The 16,373-nt window shown below is 70.1% G+C and carries 17 protein-coding genes; 9 read left to right on the forward strand and 8 right to left on the reverse strand.

Annotation, left to right across the window (positions count from 1 at the left end; translation table 11 throughout):
• Nucleotides 1–90 precede the first annotated feature (90 nt).
• The 5 genes from V1318_RS20505 to V1318_RS20525 all read right to left on the reverse strand — a co-directional run bounded on the left by V1318_RS20505 (nt 91) and on the right by V1318_RS20525 (nt 4,387).
• Nucleotides 91–216, reverse strand: a complete 126-nt coding sequence (locus V1318_RS20505; RefSeq protein ID WP_332941624.1) for a hypothetical protein — start codon at nt 214–216, stop codon at nt 91–93.
• Nucleotides 217–270: 54 nt separating this feature from the next.
• The gene (locus tag V1318_RS20510; protein WP_332941625.1) at nt 271–1,176 is read right to left on the reverse strand and encodes a hypothetical protein; all 906 of its coding nucleotides are present in this window, start codon (nt 1,174–1,176) and stop codon (nt 271–273) included.
• A 164-nt stretch (nt 1,177–1,340) separates the two neighbouring features.
• Nucleotides 1,341–1,805: a RidA family protein gene (locus V1318_RS20515; protein ID WP_332941626.1), complete on the reverse strand. Its 465-nt coding sequence runs from the start codon at nt 1,803–1,805 to the stop codon at nt 1,341–1,343.
• A gap of 84 nt (nt 1,806–1,889) precedes the next feature.
• Nucleotides 1,890–2,399 carry a GNAT family N-acetyltransferase gene (locus tag V1318_RS20520; RefSeq protein ID WP_332941627.1) on the reverse strand — a complete coding sequence of 170 codons (510 nt, stop codon included), beginning with the start codon at nt 2,397–2,399 and terminating at the stop codon, nt 1,890–1,892.
• An 8-nt stretch (nt 2,400–2,407) separates the two neighbouring features.
• Nucleotides 2,408–4,387 carry a UvrD-helicase domain-containing protein gene (locus V1318_RS20525; protein ID WP_332941628.1) on the reverse strand — a complete coding sequence of 660 codons (1,980 nt, stop codon included), beginning with the start codon at nt 4,385–4,387 and terminating at the stop codon, nt 2,408–2,410.
• A gap of 124 nt (nt 4,388–4,511) precedes the next feature.
• Between V1318_RS20525 and V1318_RS20530 the strand changes: the two genes are divergently transcribed.
• From V1318_RS20530 to V1318_RS20545, 4 genes are all read left to right on the forward strand, one after another.
• A complete protein-coding gene (locus V1318_RS20530) occupies nt 4,512–5,312 on the forward strand; it encodes a hypothetical protein (RefSeq protein ID WP_332941629.1) in 801 nt (266 codons plus the stop codon).
• Between the two features lie 140 nt (nt 5,313–5,452).
• Complete coding sequence (locus V1318_RS20535; RefSeq protein ID WP_332941630.1) at nt 5,453–6,220, forward strand: hypothetical protein; 768 nt, start codon at nt 5,453–5,455, stop codon at nt 6,218–6,220.
• 87 nt (nt 6,221–6,307) lie between these two features.
• Complete coding sequence (locus V1318_RS20540; protein ID WP_332941631.1) at nt 6,308–7,063, forward strand: SEL1-like repeat protein; 756 nt, start codon at nt 6,308–6,310, stop codon at nt 7,061–7,063.
• Between the two features lie 244 nt (nt 7,064–7,307).
• The gene (locus V1318_RS20545; protein WP_332941632.1) at nt 7,308–7,928 is read left to right on the forward strand and encodes a thymidine kinase; all 621 of its coding nucleotides are present in this window, start codon (nt 7,308–7,310) and stop codon (nt 7,926–7,928) included.
• Nucleotides 7,929–8,057: 129 nt separating this feature from the next.
• Here V1318_RS20545 and V1318_RS20550 read toward each other — a convergent pair whose 3' ends face one another.
• The 3 genes from V1318_RS20550 to mutM form a co-directional block, all read right to left on the reverse strand.
• Complete coding sequence (locus V1318_RS20550; RefSeq protein WP_332941633.1) at nt 8,058–10,880, reverse strand: serine/threonine-protein kinase; 2,823 nt, start codon at nt 10,878–10,880, stop codon at nt 8,058–8,060.
• 12 nt (nt 10,881–10,892) lie between these two features.
• Nucleotides 10,893–11,456, reverse strand: a complete 564-nt coding sequence (locus V1318_RS20555) for an ECF-type sigma factor (RefSeq protein WP_332941634.1) — start codon at nt 11,454–11,456, stop codon at nt 10,893–10,895.
• A gap of 96 nt (nt 11,457–11,552) precedes the next feature.
• Nucleotides 11,553–12,365, reverse strand: coding sequence for a bifunctional DNA-formamidopyrimidine glycosylase/DNA-(apurinic or apyrimidinic site) lyase (mutM, locus tag V1318_RS20560; RefSeq protein ID WP_332941635.1), 813 nt, complete (start codon nt 12,363–12,365; stop codon nt 11,553–11,555).
• A gap of 60 nt (nt 12,366–12,425) precedes the next feature.
• Here mutM and V1318_RS20565 point away from each other — a divergent pair, with 60 nt between their 5' ends.
• The 5 genes from V1318_RS20565 (at nt 12,426) to V1318_RS20585 (ending at nt 16,369) form a co-directional block, all read left to right on the forward strand.
• Nucleotides 12,426–13,337, forward strand: a complete 912-nt coding sequence (locus V1318_RS20565; RefSeq protein WP_332941636.1) for a CHAD domain-containing protein — start codon at nt 12,426–12,428, stop codon at nt 13,335–13,337.
• A 313-nt stretch (nt 13,338–13,650) separates the two neighbouring features.
• Complete coding sequence (locus V1318_RS20570) at nt 13,651–14,856, forward strand: fatty acid desaturase (protein ID WP_332941637.1); 1,206 nt, start codon at nt 13,651–13,653, stop codon at nt 14,854–14,856.
• Nucleotides 14,857–15,065: 209 nt separating this feature from the next.
• The gene (locus tag V1318_RS20575) at nt 15,066–15,659 is read left to right on the forward strand and encodes a redoxin family protein (RefSeq protein WP_332941638.1); all 594 of its coding nucleotides are present in this window, start codon (nt 15,066–15,068) and stop codon (nt 15,657–15,659) included.
• On the forward strand, nt 15,656–15,829 hold the full coding sequence (locus tag V1318_RS20580) for a hypothetical protein (RefSeq protein ID WP_332941639.1): 174 nt from the start codon (nt 15,656–15,658) through the stop codon (nt 15,827–15,829). Before V1318_RS20575 ends, V1318_RS20580 begins: the two co-directional genes overlap by 4 nt.
• A 189-nt stretch (nt 15,830–16,018) precedes the next feature.
• The gene (locus V1318_RS20585) at nt 16,019–16,369 is read left to right on the forward strand and encodes an EF-hand domain-containing protein (protein ID WP_332941640.1); all 351 of its coding nucleotides are present in this window, start codon (nt 16,019–16,021) and stop codon (nt 16,367–16,369) included.
• The last annotated feature ends 4 nt before the right edge of the window (nt 16,370–16,373 follow it).

Below are 16,373 nucleotides of genomic sequence, written 5' to 3' on the forward strand. Positions count from 1 at the left end.
TTTTCGAATGGACATCCTTGTCCATTCGAAAAACGGCGCGCGTCCTGCGCGCCGCCCTTCGGGTCTACGGTTGATCGCGTGGGTGCGGGGCTATGGATTCCAATGCTGGGGCAACAGCAACAGCAACAGCAACAGCAACAGCAACAGCAACAGCAACAGCAACAGCAACAGCAACAGCAACAGCAACGGCAACGACAACGGCAATGGCAACGGCAACAGGGCAGTCGGCGTTGCGCCGCCTGGTGGGCGTAAAGGGGCGGTGCGCCGTTCTCAGATCAGATGCAGGTAATGCGGGTGGACGATCGGCAGCGCGTACCAATGGCGCTGCGGCCTCCGTTGCGGAATGAACTCGCCCAGCGCGAACACCCGCAGCCCGATGGGCGGCGTCTGTGCCAGCGCGGCCAAGCGGGCCTGCAGCGCGGTGCCGGCGCTGCCGTGCTGGAAGCTGATGCTCTGGACCCAGATCGTGAGATCGCGGCCGTCGGCGTTCTTCTCGGTCAGGGTCAGCACGTAACCGGTCTTCACCGCCAGCACCGTCGCCAGCACGCCGCCGAAGATGCGTTCGCCCACGCCGACCACGTCGGTGGTCGGGTGGTAGCCGATCGAGTGCACCGCCGAATGGTAGGTGCCGCCGGGATTCCACGGCGCGGTCAACGGCGTGGAGCGCTGCAGCGTCGCATTCATGGCCAGCCATTCGTCGGCGAAGCGTGCGACCAGGGCCGACTGGGGCTGGCTGGTGCCCGAGCCGTGGCCCAGGCGTCCGGCGCCGCTCTTCCCGGATCCGCCGCCGCCGCTGGGCGCGCCGGCCACCACGGGCGAGCCCGGCATGGCGGGAGGGATCCATACGGTCGGTATCTGGCCGCGGTTCGGGCTGGCCGGAACGGCCGCGACGACCGGCACGGGCGCCGCCATCGTCGCTACCGGCGCACGCGTGCAACCGGATTTGTGGCGGCCGCGGAAATAGGCGCCCGGGCTGGTCTTGCGGCCGGATTTGGACGGTGCCGGAATCACGCAGCGCACGCTCACGTTGCAGTGCTGATCGGCGCAGCGGAACGTCGCGGCGGCGTTGGCCGACGCCGAGTCGGCGTAATGGCGCTCGACCATGCCGATGGTAACCGGCGTGCCGGCCGCGCCGAGCAGTGGATGGTTCGCTACCAGGACCGCCTGTTCGTGCATCGCCCGATATCCTTATCGTCCCGGTCGGGAGTGTGGCATGGCGCCAATACGCGCACGAGAGCCGGTTCCTTGCGCGGCAATGCCGCGCCGGCGGCAAGGCTCGCAGGATGCGATGAGCCGCCGGCGAACCGCATCGCCGCGAGAGACCGGCGCCGCGATACGCCCTAGCGCTTGGGCGCCTGCGCGATGCATTCCACCTCGACGCGCGCGTCCATCGCCAGGCCCGACGCCGCCAGCGCGCTGCGCGCCGGATAGGGCGCCTGGAAATGGCGGCGGTAGACCTCGTTGAAGGCCGGCCACTCCTTGATGTCGGCCAGGAACACGGTGCACTTGATCACGTCGCCCATCGACGCGCCGTGGCGCTTGAGCACGTCCTCGATGCGTTGCAGGGTGCGGTCCGATTCGGCCGCGATGCCGCCGGGCACGAGTTCGTTCTTGCCTTCGGCGGTGCCGATCTGGCCCGACAGGAACAGCAGGTCGCCGCTGCGCACCGCCTCGGAGAACGGCAGGCTGGCCGCGGCGGGGTCGGGCGATTTCAGGAACTCGGGCCGTTCGCCGCTGCAGGCCGAACCGGCCGCGAACAGGGCGGCGACGAAGACGCTACGCGACAAGACGAGGGAGGCGGGCATGGGCGGGTCCTGGGGGCGGGGATTCGCACCATCCCGCAACCGTCGCGGACGCGCAATCCCGTTGCCGCTTGCGCCGTGCGCCGCTCAGGGCGTGGCGATCTGCAACGAAACTTGCTTGCGGCCCTCGGCGACCCATTGGGTGCCCACTTCGCTGAAGCCGAACTTGGCGTGGAAGCGGCTGGAGCCTTCGTTCAAGGGCTGGCTGTAGAACTCGCAGGCCACCGTGCCGACGCCGCAGGCGCGCGCGAACTCGAACAGATCGCGGTACAGCACGGCGCCCAGCCCGCGTCCCTGCTGGGTCGACGCCACCGCGATCCGGTCGATGTAGAGAAAGCGCGGGTAACGCGCCTGGAACCAGCGGTAGTTCGGGCTGTCGTAGCCGCAGCCCTCGCGGAATGCGAGCAGGAAGGCCAGTACCTGCTCGCCGTCGACCAGCACGCGCCGGTAGGCCGTCTCGTCCAGCAGGGCGCGCAGGCGCGCCGCGTCCATCGGGCTGAGCAGCGCTTCGGATTCCAGGTTCAAGGCCAGCACCGCGGCATGGTCGCCGGGAGCGATGTCGCGGATGCGCAGCGCGCGGTGTGGGTCCGAGGTCATGGCGGGGCTCAGCCTTCCAGCAAGGCCTTGATTGCGGCGAAGCCGGCGCTGGCGCGTTCCTGCTTGCGCGCCGCGTCGGCGACCGGGTCGGCGCCGTCGCGCTGCAATTCGCCCACCGGCAGTTCGTCGATGAAGCGGCTGGGCTGCAGGCGGATGCGGTCGCCCCAGCGCTGGGTCTCGCGCGAGTGCGACAGGTACAGCGCTTCCTTGGCGCGGGTGATGCCCACGTACATCAGGCGACGCTCCTCGTCGAGGCGGCCCTCCTCGATGCTGGCCTCGTGCGGCAGGTTGCCTTCCTCGACGCCGACGATGAACACGTAGCGGAACTCCAGGCCCTTGGCGCCGTGCAGGCTCATCAGCCGCACCTGGTTGCCGGCCTCCCCCTTGTCGGCGTGCGACAGCAGGGCCAGCTGCGCGGCCAGTTCGCCGGGGCCGGCGCCCTTGCCGCCGTCGAACCAGTCCGACAGCTCCTCCAGGTTCTGCTTGCGGCGTTGGAAGCTGGCCTCGTCCTTGCACTGGGCGCGGATCGAGGCGAGCAGACCGCTGCGCTCGCCCAGCACGCGTACCAGTTCGGCCGGGCTGATGCGCTGGGCTTCGCCGCGCAGCGAGCGCACGATGTTGACGAAACCGTCCAGCGCGTTGGCCGCGCGCGGCGGCAGCTGCTTGAGCGCGCCGACCGACTCGGCCGCGCGCGACATCGGCATGTGCGCCTGCTGCGCCAGTTCGGCGAGCTTGGCCAGCGTGGTCGCGCCGACTTCGCGCTTGGGCGAGGTGACCGCGCGCAGGAAGGCGGCGTCGTCGTCGGGGTTGGCGATCAGGCGCAGCCAGGACAGCGCGTCCTTGACCTCGTGCCGTTCCAGGAACGCGGTGCCGCCGCTGAGGTGGTAGGGCACGCGCAGCAGCTGCAGCGCCTTCTCCAGCGCGCGACTTTGGTGGTTGCCGCGGAACAGGATGCAGAAATCGCTCCAGGGCGCGCTGTGCTTCTGGGCCAGGAAATGGATCTCGCTGGCGACCTTTTCTGCCTCGTGGGCGCTGTCGCGGCACTCCCAGACCCGGATGCGCTCGCCGTCGGCCTGGTCGCTCCACAGGGTCTTGGGGTGTTCGTGCGGGTTGTTCGCGATCAGGGTGTTGGCCGCGCGCAGCACGCGGTTGCTGCAGCGGTAGTTCTGCTCCAGCTTGACGATTTCCAGCGCCGGGTAGTCCTTGCCCAGCTCCAGCAGGTTGTCGGGATTGGCGCCGCGCCAGGCGTAGATCGACTGGTCGTCGTCGCCCACGCAGGTGAACAGGCCGCGCGTGCCGGCCAGGCACTTGAGCAGGCGGTACTGGGCGTCGTTGGTGTCCTGGCACTCGTCCACCAGCAGGTAGCCGATGCGCTCGCGCCAGGCCAGCTGCAGGTCCTCGTCGGCTTCCAGCATCTGCACCGGCAGGCGGATCAGGTCGTCGAAGTCGACCGCGTTGAAGGTGCTCAGGCGCTGTTGGTAGCGCTGGTACAGCAGCGCCGCCTCCATCTCGCGCGGGCTGGCGGCCAGGTTCAGCGCCTCCTCGGGCGAGAGGCCGGCGTTCTTGGCGCGCGAGATCAGGTTGCGCATGTTGTCCAGCACGTCGGGCTTGCTGCCGGGCGGCAGCAGGTCCTTGATCTGGGCGGCGGAGTCGTCGCTGTCGAACACGCTGAAACCGCGCCGCAGCCCAGCCTTGGCGTGGTCGATCTGCAGGAAGCGCAGGCCCAGGGCATGGAAGGTGCAGATCGTCAGGCCTTCGGCGGCGTCGCCCCGGATGCGCTTGGCGACGCGCTCCTTCATTTCCTTGGCGGCCTTGTTGGTGAAGGTGATCGCCGCGATGCGCTTGGCCGGCATCCGGCCGGAGGCGATCAGGTGGGCGATCTTCTCGACGATCACGCGGGTCTTGCCGCTGCCCGCGCCGGCGAGCACGAGCAGGGGGCCGTCGGTATGCAGGACGGCGGCGCGTTGGGGGGGGTTGAGGCCGTGCATCGTTGTCATCTTTCGGCCGGTGGGCCGGTCTATCTAGCCCATGAGTTTACCCGTTCGGGCCGCCGCGACCGGTTAACCTGTCCCCTTGGGACCTACAGAAACGAAAAAGAAGGAACTGAAGCTAATGCGTATGACGATCCTCCTGCTGGCCTTGCTGCCGCTGTCGCTGGGGGCCGTCGCGGCCGAGAAACGGGCCGCGCCGCCGCCGGACCCGGTGGATGACCCGCTGATGATCAGCGCGGGCTTCCTCACCTATCACCCCGACCTGCGCTACCGGTTGCTCGGTCTGGACGCGTACAAGGCGCAGAGGTTCGAAAAGGCGCTGATGTTCTTCAAGCGCGCCGGCTACTACTCCGACAAAGCCTCGCAGGGCATGGTCGCCGAGATGCTCTGGAAGGGCGAGGGCGCGCCGCAGGACCGCGCGCTGGCGTACGTCTGGATGGATTTGGCCGCCGAGCGCGGCTATCGCGGCTTCCTCGGCTTGCGCGAGAAGTATTGGAACGATTTGAGCGAAGCCGAGCGCGCCCGCGCGCTGAGCGAGGGGCCGGAACTGTACGCGGTCAACGGCGATACCGCCGCGCGCGCGCGCCTGGACCGTGAGTTGCGCCGCGGCCGTCGCCAGACCACCGGCAGCCGTACCGGCGCCACCGGCAACCTGCAGATCATCGTGCCCGGTCCCGGCGGCAGCGAGCAGGTCATCTCCGGCACCAAGTTCTACGACGAACGCTATTGGGATCCGAAGCAATACGCGCAGTGGCACGACCAGATCTGGATGAAGCCGCGCGTCGGCCGCGTCGACGTCGGCGATGTCGAAAAGGTCGAAGCCGGGCAGGCGGTGGGTACCCGCATTCAGTCGGGTACGCCGAATATCGACGCGCCGGCGCCCGAAGTCCCCGACGAGCCGGCGCCCAAGCCGACGCCCTGAGTCGGGCGGGCCGAGCCCGCCCGACCACACGTCGGCGACGGCGCGAAATGCCGACGCCGGGCATTGTTCCGGCCGGCAGCCGGTGCTAAACCGGCCGACACGAACGCAGCCGCGTCCGTGTCGCGCCGGAGGCGCCCGCCATGCCGATACCCAATCGCAGCCGATGGCCGCTTCTGGCTTGCGCGCTTGGCTGGGCGCTGGCCGCGGCCGCGGCCGAGCCGCTCAAGCTCACCGACGCCCGCTACATGGACATCGATTCCATGGTGCTGGCCGCCAAGGGGCGTCCGAACGAAGAGCATCGCCTGTACGGCCTCAAGGCCTACGTGCAGGGCCGCTACGGCGAGGCCGACGAACGCTTCCGCCATGCCGCGCAATACGCGGACAAGTACTCGCAGCACTATCTGAGCCTGATGTGCTGGCACGGCGTGGGCCGCGCGCCCGATCGCGTGCAGGGCTACATCTGGGCCGACCTCGCGGCCGAGCGCGGTTCGCGCCGGCTGCTGGCGATCCGCGAGAACATGTGGGCGCAGCTCACCTCGGAGCAGCGCGCGCAGGTCGAGGCCCAGGGCGGCGACTACTACGCACGCTACGGCGACCAAGCCGCCAAGCCGCGCGCGGAAAGCCAGATCCGCGGCTTCGCGCGCGACATGACCGGCAGCCGCGTCGGCTATCGCAATCAGCCGCTGACCATCTCCGGCGCGCCGGTCAACGGCGCCTTCGCGGTCGGCGCCGGCAGCAACGCCGCCGCCTATGCGATCGCCGCAGCGGCTTCCCCGGACGAGCTTTACGGCAAGCAGGGCGGCCTGCAGCGGCTGGACGCGTACTGGAAGGAGCAGGACCGCCAGCTCGACCTGGGCACGGTCGAAGTCGGTAGGCCGAGCAAGGTTCGCAGCCCGCCCGATCGTTGAGCATTCACGGGCGGCAACGCACTCCGGCGACGCCGCCGTCCGACCCTAAGAGCTTCGCCGCGAACAGACATCCACAAGGAGCCGTAGATGAAAACCCGCCCGCTGCTGTTGCTGTCCTGCCTGTTGCCCCTGGCCGCCTCGGCCGCACCGTTGGCGCAGCAGCGCGAGCGCGCCACCAATCTGGACATCTACCAGTCCGCGATACTGCAGTCGGCGGGCCACCCGAACGAGCTGCATCGCTGGCACGGCATCTGGGCCTACGACAACGGCCGCCATGGCGAAGCGATCAAGCAGTTCCAGCACGCCGCGCGCTATGCCGACAAGTATTCCCAGCACTTCCTGAGCATGATGCACTGGTACGGGGAGGGCACGCCGCGCGATCCCGTCCTGGCCTACGTCTGGGCCGACCTCGCGGCCGAGCGCGGCGACAATCCCGAGCTGCTGGCGATGCGCGAGAAGATCTGGGAATCGTTGACGCCGGAGCAGCAGGTGCAGGTTGCCGTGCAGGGCGAGGCCCACTACGCCCGTTACGGCGACGCGACCACCCTGCCGCGCATCAACTCGCACATCCGCCACTTCGCCCGCAGCCAGACCGGCAGCCGCGCCGGCGCCCAGACCGCGCGCCTGGACGTGGGCCTGGGCAAGCCCGACATCTGGGCCGGCGGAGGCGGCAGCGCGGTCTCGACCCAGGCCCTGCGCGGCGTCAGCCCGGGCGAGTTCTATGGCCCGCACCGCACCCGCACCGACGCCTACTGGAAGGACCAGGGCCTGCTGCTGCGCACCCTGACCGGCCAGGTCGAGGTCGGCGAGGTCAAGAAGGTCGAGGCGGCGGAGGGCGAGTAGGGTCGGGTCGCAGAAGCAAATCCCCCTCCCCCCCCCTTTTCCAAAGGGGGAGGCAGAGCGCGGCGGGATCGTCTTCCCAGCACCTACCTCCAACCCCGGCGGTTCCCCCCTTTAAAAAAGGGGGGCTAGGGGGGATTTGCTCCACCCACCCGGCCGCACCCAAGCCGCTTCAACCCCCGCACAAGCACGCCCCCGCCCCCCGCGCAATCTCGGAACTTGCGCCGCGGATGCCTACACTAGGCCCATGGCCAAGCTCTATTTCTACTACTCGGCGATGAACGCCGGTAAGACCACCACCCTGCTGCAGTCCGCGCACAACTACCGCGAACGCGGCATGCGCGTGGCCATCCTGACCCCACGCCTGGACGACCGCGCCGGCAGCGGCACGGTGGCCTCGCGCATCGGCCTGCAGGCCGACGGCATCGGCTTCGGCCACGACCAGGACCTGGAGGCGCTGATCCGCGCCGACATCGCCGCCCACGGCGCCCTGCACTGCGTGCTGGTCGACGAAGCCCAGTTCATGACCCGCTCGCAGGTCTGGCAGCTCAGCGAAGTCGTCGACCAGTTGCGCATCCCGGTGCTGTGCTACGGCCTGCGCACCGACTTCCGCGGCGAGCTGTTCGAAGGCAGCCAATACCTGCTGGCCTGGGCCGACGAGCTCACCGAGATCAAGACCATCTGCCACAGCGGCAAGAAAGCGACCATGACCGTGCGCGTGGACGAACGCGGCCGCGCGGTGCTCGACGGCCCGCAGGTCGAGATCGGCGGCAACGACCGCTACATCTCGGTCTCGCGCGCGGAGTACAAGCGGGTGATGCGCGGCGAGGGGACGATCGAACCATTGCAGGCGTCGTTGCCGTTGTAGCGTTTAGCCGCTTGCACTGAATGTTTTGGAGTTAGCAACAACGCGGGAATTGAAGCTGTGAGCACGATGCTTGGTTCGAGTTCGCAGCGATAAAGATTTCGTGAGGGATGCTCGTGCGGGGTCTATCAGCTAGACGCCGCAATTCGCCCTGATCCCCTCGATCTCCCGCCCGATCACGCTGCCGTCCGGCCGTTGCGTGGATAGCGTGCGATGCAGGATGTCGAGGCGCTCGCGCGCCGGGGCGCGAGCGGTGCCGACGCAACGCACGCGCGCGGCGTAAGCCTGCGCCAGCCAGCCGATCTTGCGCAGTTCGGCGTCGGAGTTGGGCAGGGCCGATAGCGCGTCCAGTTGCGCGAGCGCAGCGGCGTCGCCGGCCAGGGCCTGGGCATTGGCCAGGCTGAGTTCGGCGCGGCGCGTGTGCGAATGCGTGCCGCCGTAGCCGCTGCGGGTCTGGCGCACCGCTTCGCCGAGCAGGGCCAGGCCGCGGTCGCGTTCGCCTAGGGACAGCAGCACTTCGCCTTCGAGGCGGTCGGTGTCGCCCAGCAGCGGGTGGTCGACGCCGTAGCGCGCGTCGCGCAGGCGGCGCGATTCGGTGAGCAGGGCCAGGGCTTCGCCGTTGCGGCCCTGTTCGTGCAGCACCATCGCCAGGTTGAACAAGGTGCCGGAGAGGCGGCCGGTGTCGCCGTGCTTGCGGGCGATCTCGATCGCGCGCCGCAGGGCGGACACGGCTTCGGACAATCGGCCGCGTTCCCAGGCGATCACGCCCAGGCTGTTGTAGGTGGCGCTGAGGTCGGTGTGGTCGGCGCCCAGGCGCGCGATGAGCAGATCGCGGATCTGGCGGAATTCGTCCTCGGCCAGGGCGAAGCGGCCTTGATCGACATGGATGGCGGCGAGTTGGCGGCGCGCGGACAGGGTGGTGGGGTGCTGGCGGCCGTTGACTTCCAGGGCGATCGCCAGCGCGTTGGCGGCTTCGCGTTCGGAGGCGTCGGTCATGCCCAAGTCGCGCTGGCGCGCGGCGATGTTCCAGCCGATCTCGACCAGCAGTGGGTGCTTCTCGCCGCCGTTCTGGCGCAGTTGGCTGCGCGCGCGTTCGAAGCCTTCGAGCGCGGCGCGGGTTTCGCCGACGTCGGCCTGCAAGCCGGCCAGGTCCATCAGGTTTTCGACTTCGCCGGCTTCGTTGTGCAGGACTTCGCGGCGTAGCGCCAGCGAGCGTTCGAACAACTGGCGCGCACCCTGGCGTTCGCCGTTGACGCGGCGACAGCGGCCGAGCTGGGAATAGAACTCGGCCGCCTGGGTCGGCAGTTGCGCCTGTTCGCGGCGCGCGCTGTCCAGCCAGGGCTGCATGAGTTCGATGCAGGTGCGCGATTCGCCCAGCAGGCGCAGCACCTGGCCGCGCTGGGTCAGCGATTCCAGGCGCAGGCTGGGCGGAATGTCGTCGGTGAGGTCGATGATGTTGGCCTGGCGGTCCAGCAGGACCTTGGCTTCGTTGTAGTCGCCCAAGCCCGTGCGCAGGCGCGCGACCACGCCCAGCAGCTCGGCGCGCGCGCGCGGCTGGCGCGCGAGTTCGCGGTTGCCGCGCGCGACCGAGGCGTCGAGCAGGCCGCGCAGGTCCAGGGCCTCGCCTTCGGGCGTGCCGCGTGCGTTTTCGAACAGGCCGACCATGAAGTCCTGCATCGCCTGCGCGCGGCTGGCTTCGCGCACGGCCTGGCGCGCCTGCCAGGCCACGATCGCCAGCGCCGCGCCCAGCACCAGGGTCACCAGGGTCGCGGTCGCCAGCGCCCAGCGATGGCGTTGCACGTACTTGTTGAAGCGATAGCCCAGGCTCTGCGCGCGCGCCTGCACCGGACGGCCGGCCTCGAAGCGTTGCAAGTCCAGCGCCAGCGCCTCGACCGAGGGGTAGCGCTGCTCGGGGCGCTTGGACAGGGTCTTGAGCACGATGTTGTCGAGGTCGCCGGCGAGCTGGCGCGCATGCCGGCGCAGCGCCGCGCTGTCCGGCGGCGGGCCTTCCTCGCCGGTGCTCTCGGCGTTGCGCAACACCGTTTGCGAAGGCCGCAGCGGATCGGCGGCCAGGATCGCCTCTTCCCACTCGGCGTCGGTCTGGCGCTTGAGCCGGTAGGGCTTGGTCTCGGTCAGCAGTTCGTACAGCACCACGCCCAGCGAGTAGACGTCGGTCATGGTGGTGACCGGCTCGCCGCGCACCTGCTCCGGCGCGGCGTAGTGCAGGGTGAAGGCGCGCACGCCGGTGCGGGTCTGCTCGGGCACCGGCGCTTCGCTGTCCAGCAGTTTGGCGATGCCGAAATCGAGCAGGCGCACGTCGCCGCCCGGCGTGACCATGATGTTGGACGGCTTGAGGTCGCGGTGGACGATCAGGTTGGCGTGGGCATGGCTGACCGCATCGCAGATCTGCCGGAACATGTGCAGCCGCTTGTCCAGCGGCGTGGACTGGTTGCGGCAGTAGTCGGTGATCGGTTCGCCTTCGACGTATTCCAGCGCCAGGTAGGGCAGGCCGTCGGTGCTGATGCCGGCGTCGAGCAGGCGGGCGATGTGCGGATGCGCCAGGCGCGCCAGGATCTGGCGTTCGCGGGTGAAGCGGATGCGCAGGTTGGTGTCGGCCAGGCCGGGGCGCAGCAGTTTCAGCGCGACCCGGCGCTGGTACAGGCCGTCGGCGCGCGAGGCCAGCCAGACCTGGCCCATGCCGCCTTCGCCGAGCATGCTTTCCAGCCGATAGGGACCGACCGTGCTGCCGGCGCGCGCGCCGGCCAGGGCCGCGACCAGCGGTTCGGCGAGGAAGTCTTCGTGACCTTCCTCCAGCGCGATCAGGGTCTGCAGTTCGTCGGCGAGTTCTGAATCTTCATCGCGCAGCTCGCTCAGGCGCGCCGCGCGCGCCGCTGGATCGAGCTCGAACAAGGCGTCGAGCAGGGGGGACAGCCGTTGCCAACGCTCGGCGTCCACGGGCGGCGATGCTCAGCTGTCTTTGAGCGACGCCAACAGGAACAGGCGGGCCTTCTGCCAGTCGCGGCGGATGCTGCGTTCGGAGCGCTGCAGCAGGGCGGCGATCTCCAGCTCCGACAATCCGGCGAAGTAGCGCAGCTCGACCACCTGGGCCAGGCGCTGATCGACCGCGGCCAGCTTGGTCAGCGCGGTGTCCAGGCCCAGGGTGTCCTCGTCCAGGCGCAGGCCGCCTTCGACGTCGTCGGGCAGTTCGGTGACCCGGTGCAGGTCGCCGCCGCGCTTCTGCGCCAGGCGCTGGCGGGCGTAGTCCACGACCACGCTGCGCATGGCCGAGGCGGCGTAGGCGAAGAAGTGGGCGCGGTCGTCGAACTGGGCCTCGCGGCGCCCGACCAGCTTGAGGTAGGCCTCGTGCACCAGCGCGGTCGCGTCCAGGGTCTGGCCGTGCTGGCCGGCGAGCTGGCGCCGCGCCATGGTGTGCAGCTCGTGGTACAGGGTCGCCAGGACGCGGTCCAGCGCTCCGCGATCGCCCTCGCGCGCGGCGTCCAACAACAGGGTGATGTCAGCGCTTTCGGCCATCGTGTTCCCCGGGGCAAGGCGCGACTATAACGTGTTCATCTTGGCACGGCGCATCCGCCGAGTTGGCATCAAAATTGCCTAGACACCCCTGCCAAGTCAACGTTGGCAGTGACCGCACCAGACCGTCGTACGTTGGCCCACGGAGGCCTGCTTCAGGGCCCGGCCGCAGCGCGGGCAGGGCTCGCCGCCGCGGCCGTAGGCGGCCAGTTCCTGTTCGAAGTAGCCCGGCGCGCCGTCGGGGCTGATGAAGTCGCGCAGGGTGGTGCCGCCGCGCTGGATCGCGTAGCCCAGGATGGTCTTGATCGCGCCGGCCAGCTCGCCATAGCGCTCGCGCGAGACCTTGCCGGCCGCGCGCAGCGGCGACACGCCGGCCGCGAACAGGGCCTCGGCGACGTAGATGTTGCCGACCCCGACCACCACGCTCTGGTCCATCAGGAAGGTCTTGACCGGCGCCTTGCGGCCGCGGCTGAGCTCGAACAGGTAATCGCCGTGGAAGTCGTCCGACAGCGGTTCCGGGCCGAGCGCGCGCAGCAGTTCGTGGGTTTCGCCGGGGCGCTGCCAGAGCAGGCAGCCGAAGCGGCGCGGGTCGTTGAAGCGCAGCACGCGCTCGGAATCCAGCAGCAGGTCGACGTGGTCGTGGGCGCGCACCGGCGTATCGGCGGGCAGCACGCGCAGGCTGCCGGACATGCCCAGGTGTAGCAGCGCGCTGCCGGCCGCGGTGTCCAGCAGCAGGTACTTGGCGCGTCGGCGCACGGCCGCGATGCGCTGGCCGGGCAGCTCGGTCTCGATCTCGTGCGGAATCGGCCAGCGCAGGTCGGGCCGGCGCAGGATCGCGGCGACCACTTCGCGGCCTTCCAAGTGCGGCGCCAGGCCGCGGCGGGTGGTTTCGACTTCGGGCAATTCGGGCATGGCGCAAGCGTACTATCGTCGCGCCGGACCGCCACCCGCGCGGCCGCCGTCGGAGCTCGCGTGTCGGACCCTGCCGCAGACAGCGCCGCCTCGTCCGCGAATACGCGGCTCGCGTTCGCGTTGCGCGCCTATGCGCTGGGCGAACTCGACGCCGCCGCCGCTCAGCTCGCGCGCCGCGGCGGGCAGGTGCACGAGGGCGTGCACCTGGCGCGCAAGAGCCTGCGCCGCGCCCGCGCCACCCTGGCCCTGGGCGATGCGGCCCTGGGGCCTGGGCAGGCCCTGGTCGACCGCGAACTGCGCCGGCTCAACCGCGGCCTGTCGACGTTGCGCGATGCCCATGCCCTGGTCGAGACCCTGGACCGACTGGCTGCGCGCAGCGCCGATCCCGAGGCCGTGCGCCTGCTGCGCCGCGCCCGCCGGGTGGCCGCGGGCGCGCGCGCCGAACGCGCGCGTCAGGCCCTGGCCGCCGATCCCGAGCTCGGCGGCCGTCGCGCCCTGCTGGCGGTGCTGCGCGCCGCCGCCGCCGCGCTGGCCTGGGGCCGGCTGGACTCCGAGGGCCTGCAGCAGGCGGTCGCCGCCAGCCGCGCGCGCATGGACCGCGCCGGCGCGCACGCCCGCGGCGACGGCGACGACGAGGCCTGGCACCGCTGGCGCCGGCGCGCCCGTCGCCTCTCGCAACAGCGGCGGGCGCTGAAGGCGGCCGGGCTGAAGGTGCGTGCTCCCGATCTGGACAAGCGCATCGCCGAGCGCCTGGGCGTGGCCCAGGACCTGGCCCTGCTGCTGGATCACTGCGGCCGCGGCTCGCCGTTCGCGCCCGCCGATCGCAAGGCGCTACGGCGCTACGGCCAGGACCAGCAGGCACGCGCCCGCCAGCGCATCGCGGCGGCGCTGCTGGAGTCGTCGGGGCCCAAGATGCATGCCAGAGCCGAGCCCGGCCCGGTGCCGGAAAAGCCGCAAGATCGCGGTAGTTGAGTCGAAATCGCGCGCCAGGGCGCTGAGTATCGCCGAAGTTGGCCGCTGGCCCTGCCCGGGCGATGGCCGGCGGCCCCCGCCCGCGCCGCGATCCCGAAGACCCTACGCAGGCTGAAGCTCAGGCCCCCGCGGCGCCTCGATGCCGTCTTGCGCGCCGGCCCGGCGACCCCCATCACAGAACCAGCCCGTACCGGCGCGAACGGTATGGCCGGGGTGGCATCATCCCGCGCGGGAGCCCGTCTCCAAGCGGCTCCCCTCCGGCTCGCACGCGGGCCGGTCGTCGGTTTTCAGATACGCCCCGGAGTTCCATCCAATGCCCGCTTCCTTGCTCGATTTCCTCGCCGGCGGCCTGATCCAGGCCAGCTTCTGGGAACTCGCCGTCTATTTCCTCGTGGTCACCCAGCTGACCATCATGTCGGTGACGCTGTACCTGCACCGCTCGATGGCGCACCGCTCGGTCGACTTCCATCCGGCCCTGGCTCACCTGTTCCGCTTCTGGACCTGGCTGACCACCTCGATGATCACCAAGGAGTGGGCCGCGATCCATCGCAAGCACCACGCCAAGTGCGAGACCGAGGAAGACCCGCACAGCCCGCAGTTCAAGGGCATCGACACGGTGATGTGGCGCGGCGTCGAGCTCTACCGCGCGGCGCGCGGCGAACGCGAGGACATCGAGAAGTACGGCAAGGGCTGCCCGGACGATTGGATCGAACGCAAGCTCTACACCCCGCACGCCACCAAGGGCCCGACCCTGCTGCTGCTGATCAGCTTCGCCCTGTTCGGCTTCGCCGGCGTGGCGATCTGGGCGCTGCAGATGCTGTGGATTCCGTTCTGGGCCGCCGGCGTGGTCAACGGCCTGGGCCACTGGTGGGGCTACCGCAATTTCGAAACCACCGACACCGCGACCAACCTGACCCCGTGGGGTTTCTGGATCGGCGGCGAAGAACTGCACAACAACCACCACGCCTTCCCCAGCTCGGCCAAGTTCGCGCTGCGCAAGTGGGAGTTCGACATCGGCTGGTTCGCGATCCGCGGCCTGGAGAAGCTGCGCCTGGCCAATGTGCTGCGCGTGGCGCCGTCGCTGGACGTGCGCCCCAACATCGCCATGCCCGACGCCGAAACCCTCAAGGCCCTGCTCGCGATCCGCTTCCAGGCCATGACCGATTACTACCGCAGCGTCACCCTGCCGGCGCTGCGCGAAGAGGCCGGCAACGCCGGCGACCGCATGCGCGCGCTGCCGCGCAAGCTGCGTAAGGGCCTGGCCGACGGCGGCCGCTGGCTCGACGGCGACGCCCGCGAGCGCCTGCAGAACTGGGTCGCCGAGCGTCCGCGCATGGCCACCCTGGCCGATTTCCGCCAGCGCCTGGCGCAGGTGCTCGACGATCGCTCGCACGACGCTCAGGCGACGCTGCAGAAGCTGCACGCCTGGTGCGCCGAGGCCGAGGCCAGCGGCATCCAGGCCCTGCAGGCGTTCTCCGCACGCCTCAAGGGCTACGCGCTGGCGCCCGCGCGCGCCTGATCCTGCCGCGCCGCAGCACGCCCTGAAGCCCGCGCAGCGATGCGCGGGCTTTTGTTTGCGCGCCGCGCGCCGTCGCGTCTTCACACCGAAGTCTCACTGTTGCGCATTCGGTTGCGGCGTTCGCGCGGGCGGTGTTAGCTTCGATGCAAGGACGCGATCGGCGCGGCATGCGCGCGATACGCAGGCGACAGCCACAGGGAGGTGCGTGTATGCGCAGGGAGAGCTATGCCTATGTCGCTTTGGCGCTGGCCTGCGCCCTGGTCGTGGCGCTGGGAGTGCAGAACCGCCAGCTGCGCCGCGACTACGCCGCACTGATCGACGAAGGCGTCCGGCCGCAGGTCGGCACCTGGCTGCCCAGCGCCGAAGCCGCCACGCTTTCCGGTGCTTCCGTCGTGCTCGGCCGCGCCGCGGGCGAGCGCCAGGTGCTGTATTTCTTCGATCCCAGCTGCCCGGTCTGCGAGGCCTCGGTGCCGGCGATCCTCGACATCGCGCGCGACCTGCAGCGACACGATCCCGCCCAGGTGCAGATGCTGGGCGTCGCGCGCCCGGATGCGCCGGGCCTGAACGCTTATCTGCGCGCACGCGGCTTCGGCTTTCCGGTCGCCCTGTCGACGCCGAAGATCCGCGCGCTGTTCAAGGTCAACCTGGTGCCGCTGCTGGTCGTGGTCGACCGCGACGGCCGCGTCGTCTATTCGCATGTCGGAAAACTAGATACCAAGGAGCAGGTACCCACCATCCTGACCGCGTTGCGCGCCACGGAACGGCATGTGGCGGTCGGATCATCGCAATGGAGAGAACGATGAAGGCTTTGTCTAAGCGTCTGCAGGCGGTCGCGTTCGCGATCGCTATCGTCGGCACCCTGGGATTCGGCGCCGCCCAGGCGTTCGGCACCGATCCCGACACCGGCTGCCCCACCAAGCCGGGTTGCAAGTACGGTGGTCACCGCACCGGCGGCTGCTGCCAGTTGCCGTAAGCGGCTGCGTCACCCGCTCCCCCAGGGCGATTCCCCTGTTATCGCCCACGTACGGCCGGCCCTCGTGGCCGGCCGTACGTCCTTGCCGGCCCCGCAGCCTGAATCGTGTCCCATACGCCGCGCGGGCGGGCTTGTCTGCGCCGCGCGCGCAGGTCAGGCTGCGCGACAACCTCGGTCCGGTTCCCGCGCATGCGTCGTCCGCTCATCGCCCTCGCGTCCTGCCTGTTCGTGCTGGCGCCCGCCATCGGCGCGGCCCAGGTGCGGTCCACCGGCGACTACCTCTCGCGCATGGACAGCGACGGCGACGGCAAGATCGCCCTGGTCGAATACCAGGACTGGCTGAGCTACGGCTTCGACGCCATGGACAAGAACCGCGACGGCGTGCTCGAGCCCGGGGAGTTTCCGCCCGGCCGTCGCAGCGCCACCAGCGCGCTCACCCGCGACCAGCACCGGGCGCAGTTGGCCGACACCTTCCGCAAGCAGGATCGCAACCGCGACGGGTCGCTGGACGCGCGCGAACTGGCCTCGCCGCCGCAGTAGACTC

Source organism: Lysobacter sp. CCNWLW3 (genome assembly GCF_036697405.1).
Lineage (GTDB): Bacteria > Pseudomonadota > Gammaproteobacteria > Xanthomonadales > Xanthomonadaceae > Lysobacter.

Excerpts from the sequence above, each read along its gene's own strand:
- V1318_RS20545 (WP_332941632.1), top strand. The coding sequence starts at position 7,308 with ATGGCCAAGCTCTATTTCTACTACTCGGCGATGAACGCCGGTAAGACC.
- V1318_RS20510 (WP_332941625.1), bottom strand. The coding sequence starts at position 1,176 with ATGCACGAACAGGCGGTCCTGGTAGCGAACCATCCACTGCTCGGCGCG.
- V1318_RS20520 (WP_332941627.1), bottom strand. The coding sequence starts at position 2,399 with ATGACCTCGGACCCACACCGCGCGCTGCGCATCCGCGACATCGCTCCC.
- V1318_RS20570 (WP_332941637.1), top strand. The coding sequence starts at position 13,651 with ATGCCCGCTTCCTTGCTCGATTTCCTCGCCGGCGGCCTGATCCAGGCC.
- V1318_RS20525 (WP_332941628.1), bottom strand. The coding sequence starts at position 4,387 with ATGCACGGCCTCAACCCCCCCCAACGCGCCGCCGTCCTGCATACCGAC.
- V1318_RS20555 (WP_332941634.1), bottom strand. The coding sequence starts at position 11,456 with ATGGCCGAAAGCGCTGACATCACCCTGTTGTTGGACGCCGCGCGCGAG.
- V1318_RS20575 (WP_332941638.1), top strand. The coding sequence starts at position 15,066 with ATGCGCAGGGAGAGCTATGCCTATGTCGCTTTGGCGCTGGCCTGCGCC.
- V1318_RS20585 (WP_332941640.1), top strand. The coding sequence starts at position 16,019 with ATGCGTCGTCCGCTCATCGCCCTCGCGTCCTGCCTGTTCGTGCTGGCG.
- V1318_RS20515 (WP_332941626.1), bottom strand. The coding sequence starts at position 1,805 with ATGCCCGCCTCCCTCGTCTTGTCGCGTAGCGTCTTCGTCGCCGCCCTG.
- mutM (WP_332941635.1), bottom strand. The coding sequence starts at position 12,365 with ATGCCCGAATTGCCCGAAGTCGAAACCACCCGCCGCGGCCTGGCGCCG.
- V1318_RS20580 (WP_332941639.1), top strand. The coding sequence starts at position 15,656 with ATGAAGGCTTTGTCTAAGCGTCTGCAGGCGGTCGCGTTCGCGATCGCT.
- V1318_RS20540 (WP_332941631.1), top strand. The coding sequence starts at position 6,308 with ATGAAAACCCGCCCGCTGCTGTTGCTGTCCTGCCTGTTGCCCCTGGCC.
- V1318_RS20530 (WP_332941629.1), top strand. The coding sequence starts at position 4,512 with ATGCGTATGACGATCCTCCTGCTGGCCTTGCTGCCGCTGTCGCTGGGG.
- V1318_RS20535 (WP_332941630.1), top strand. The coding sequence starts at position 5,453 with ATGCCGATACCCAATCGCAGCCGATGGCCGCTTCTGGCTTGCGCGCTT.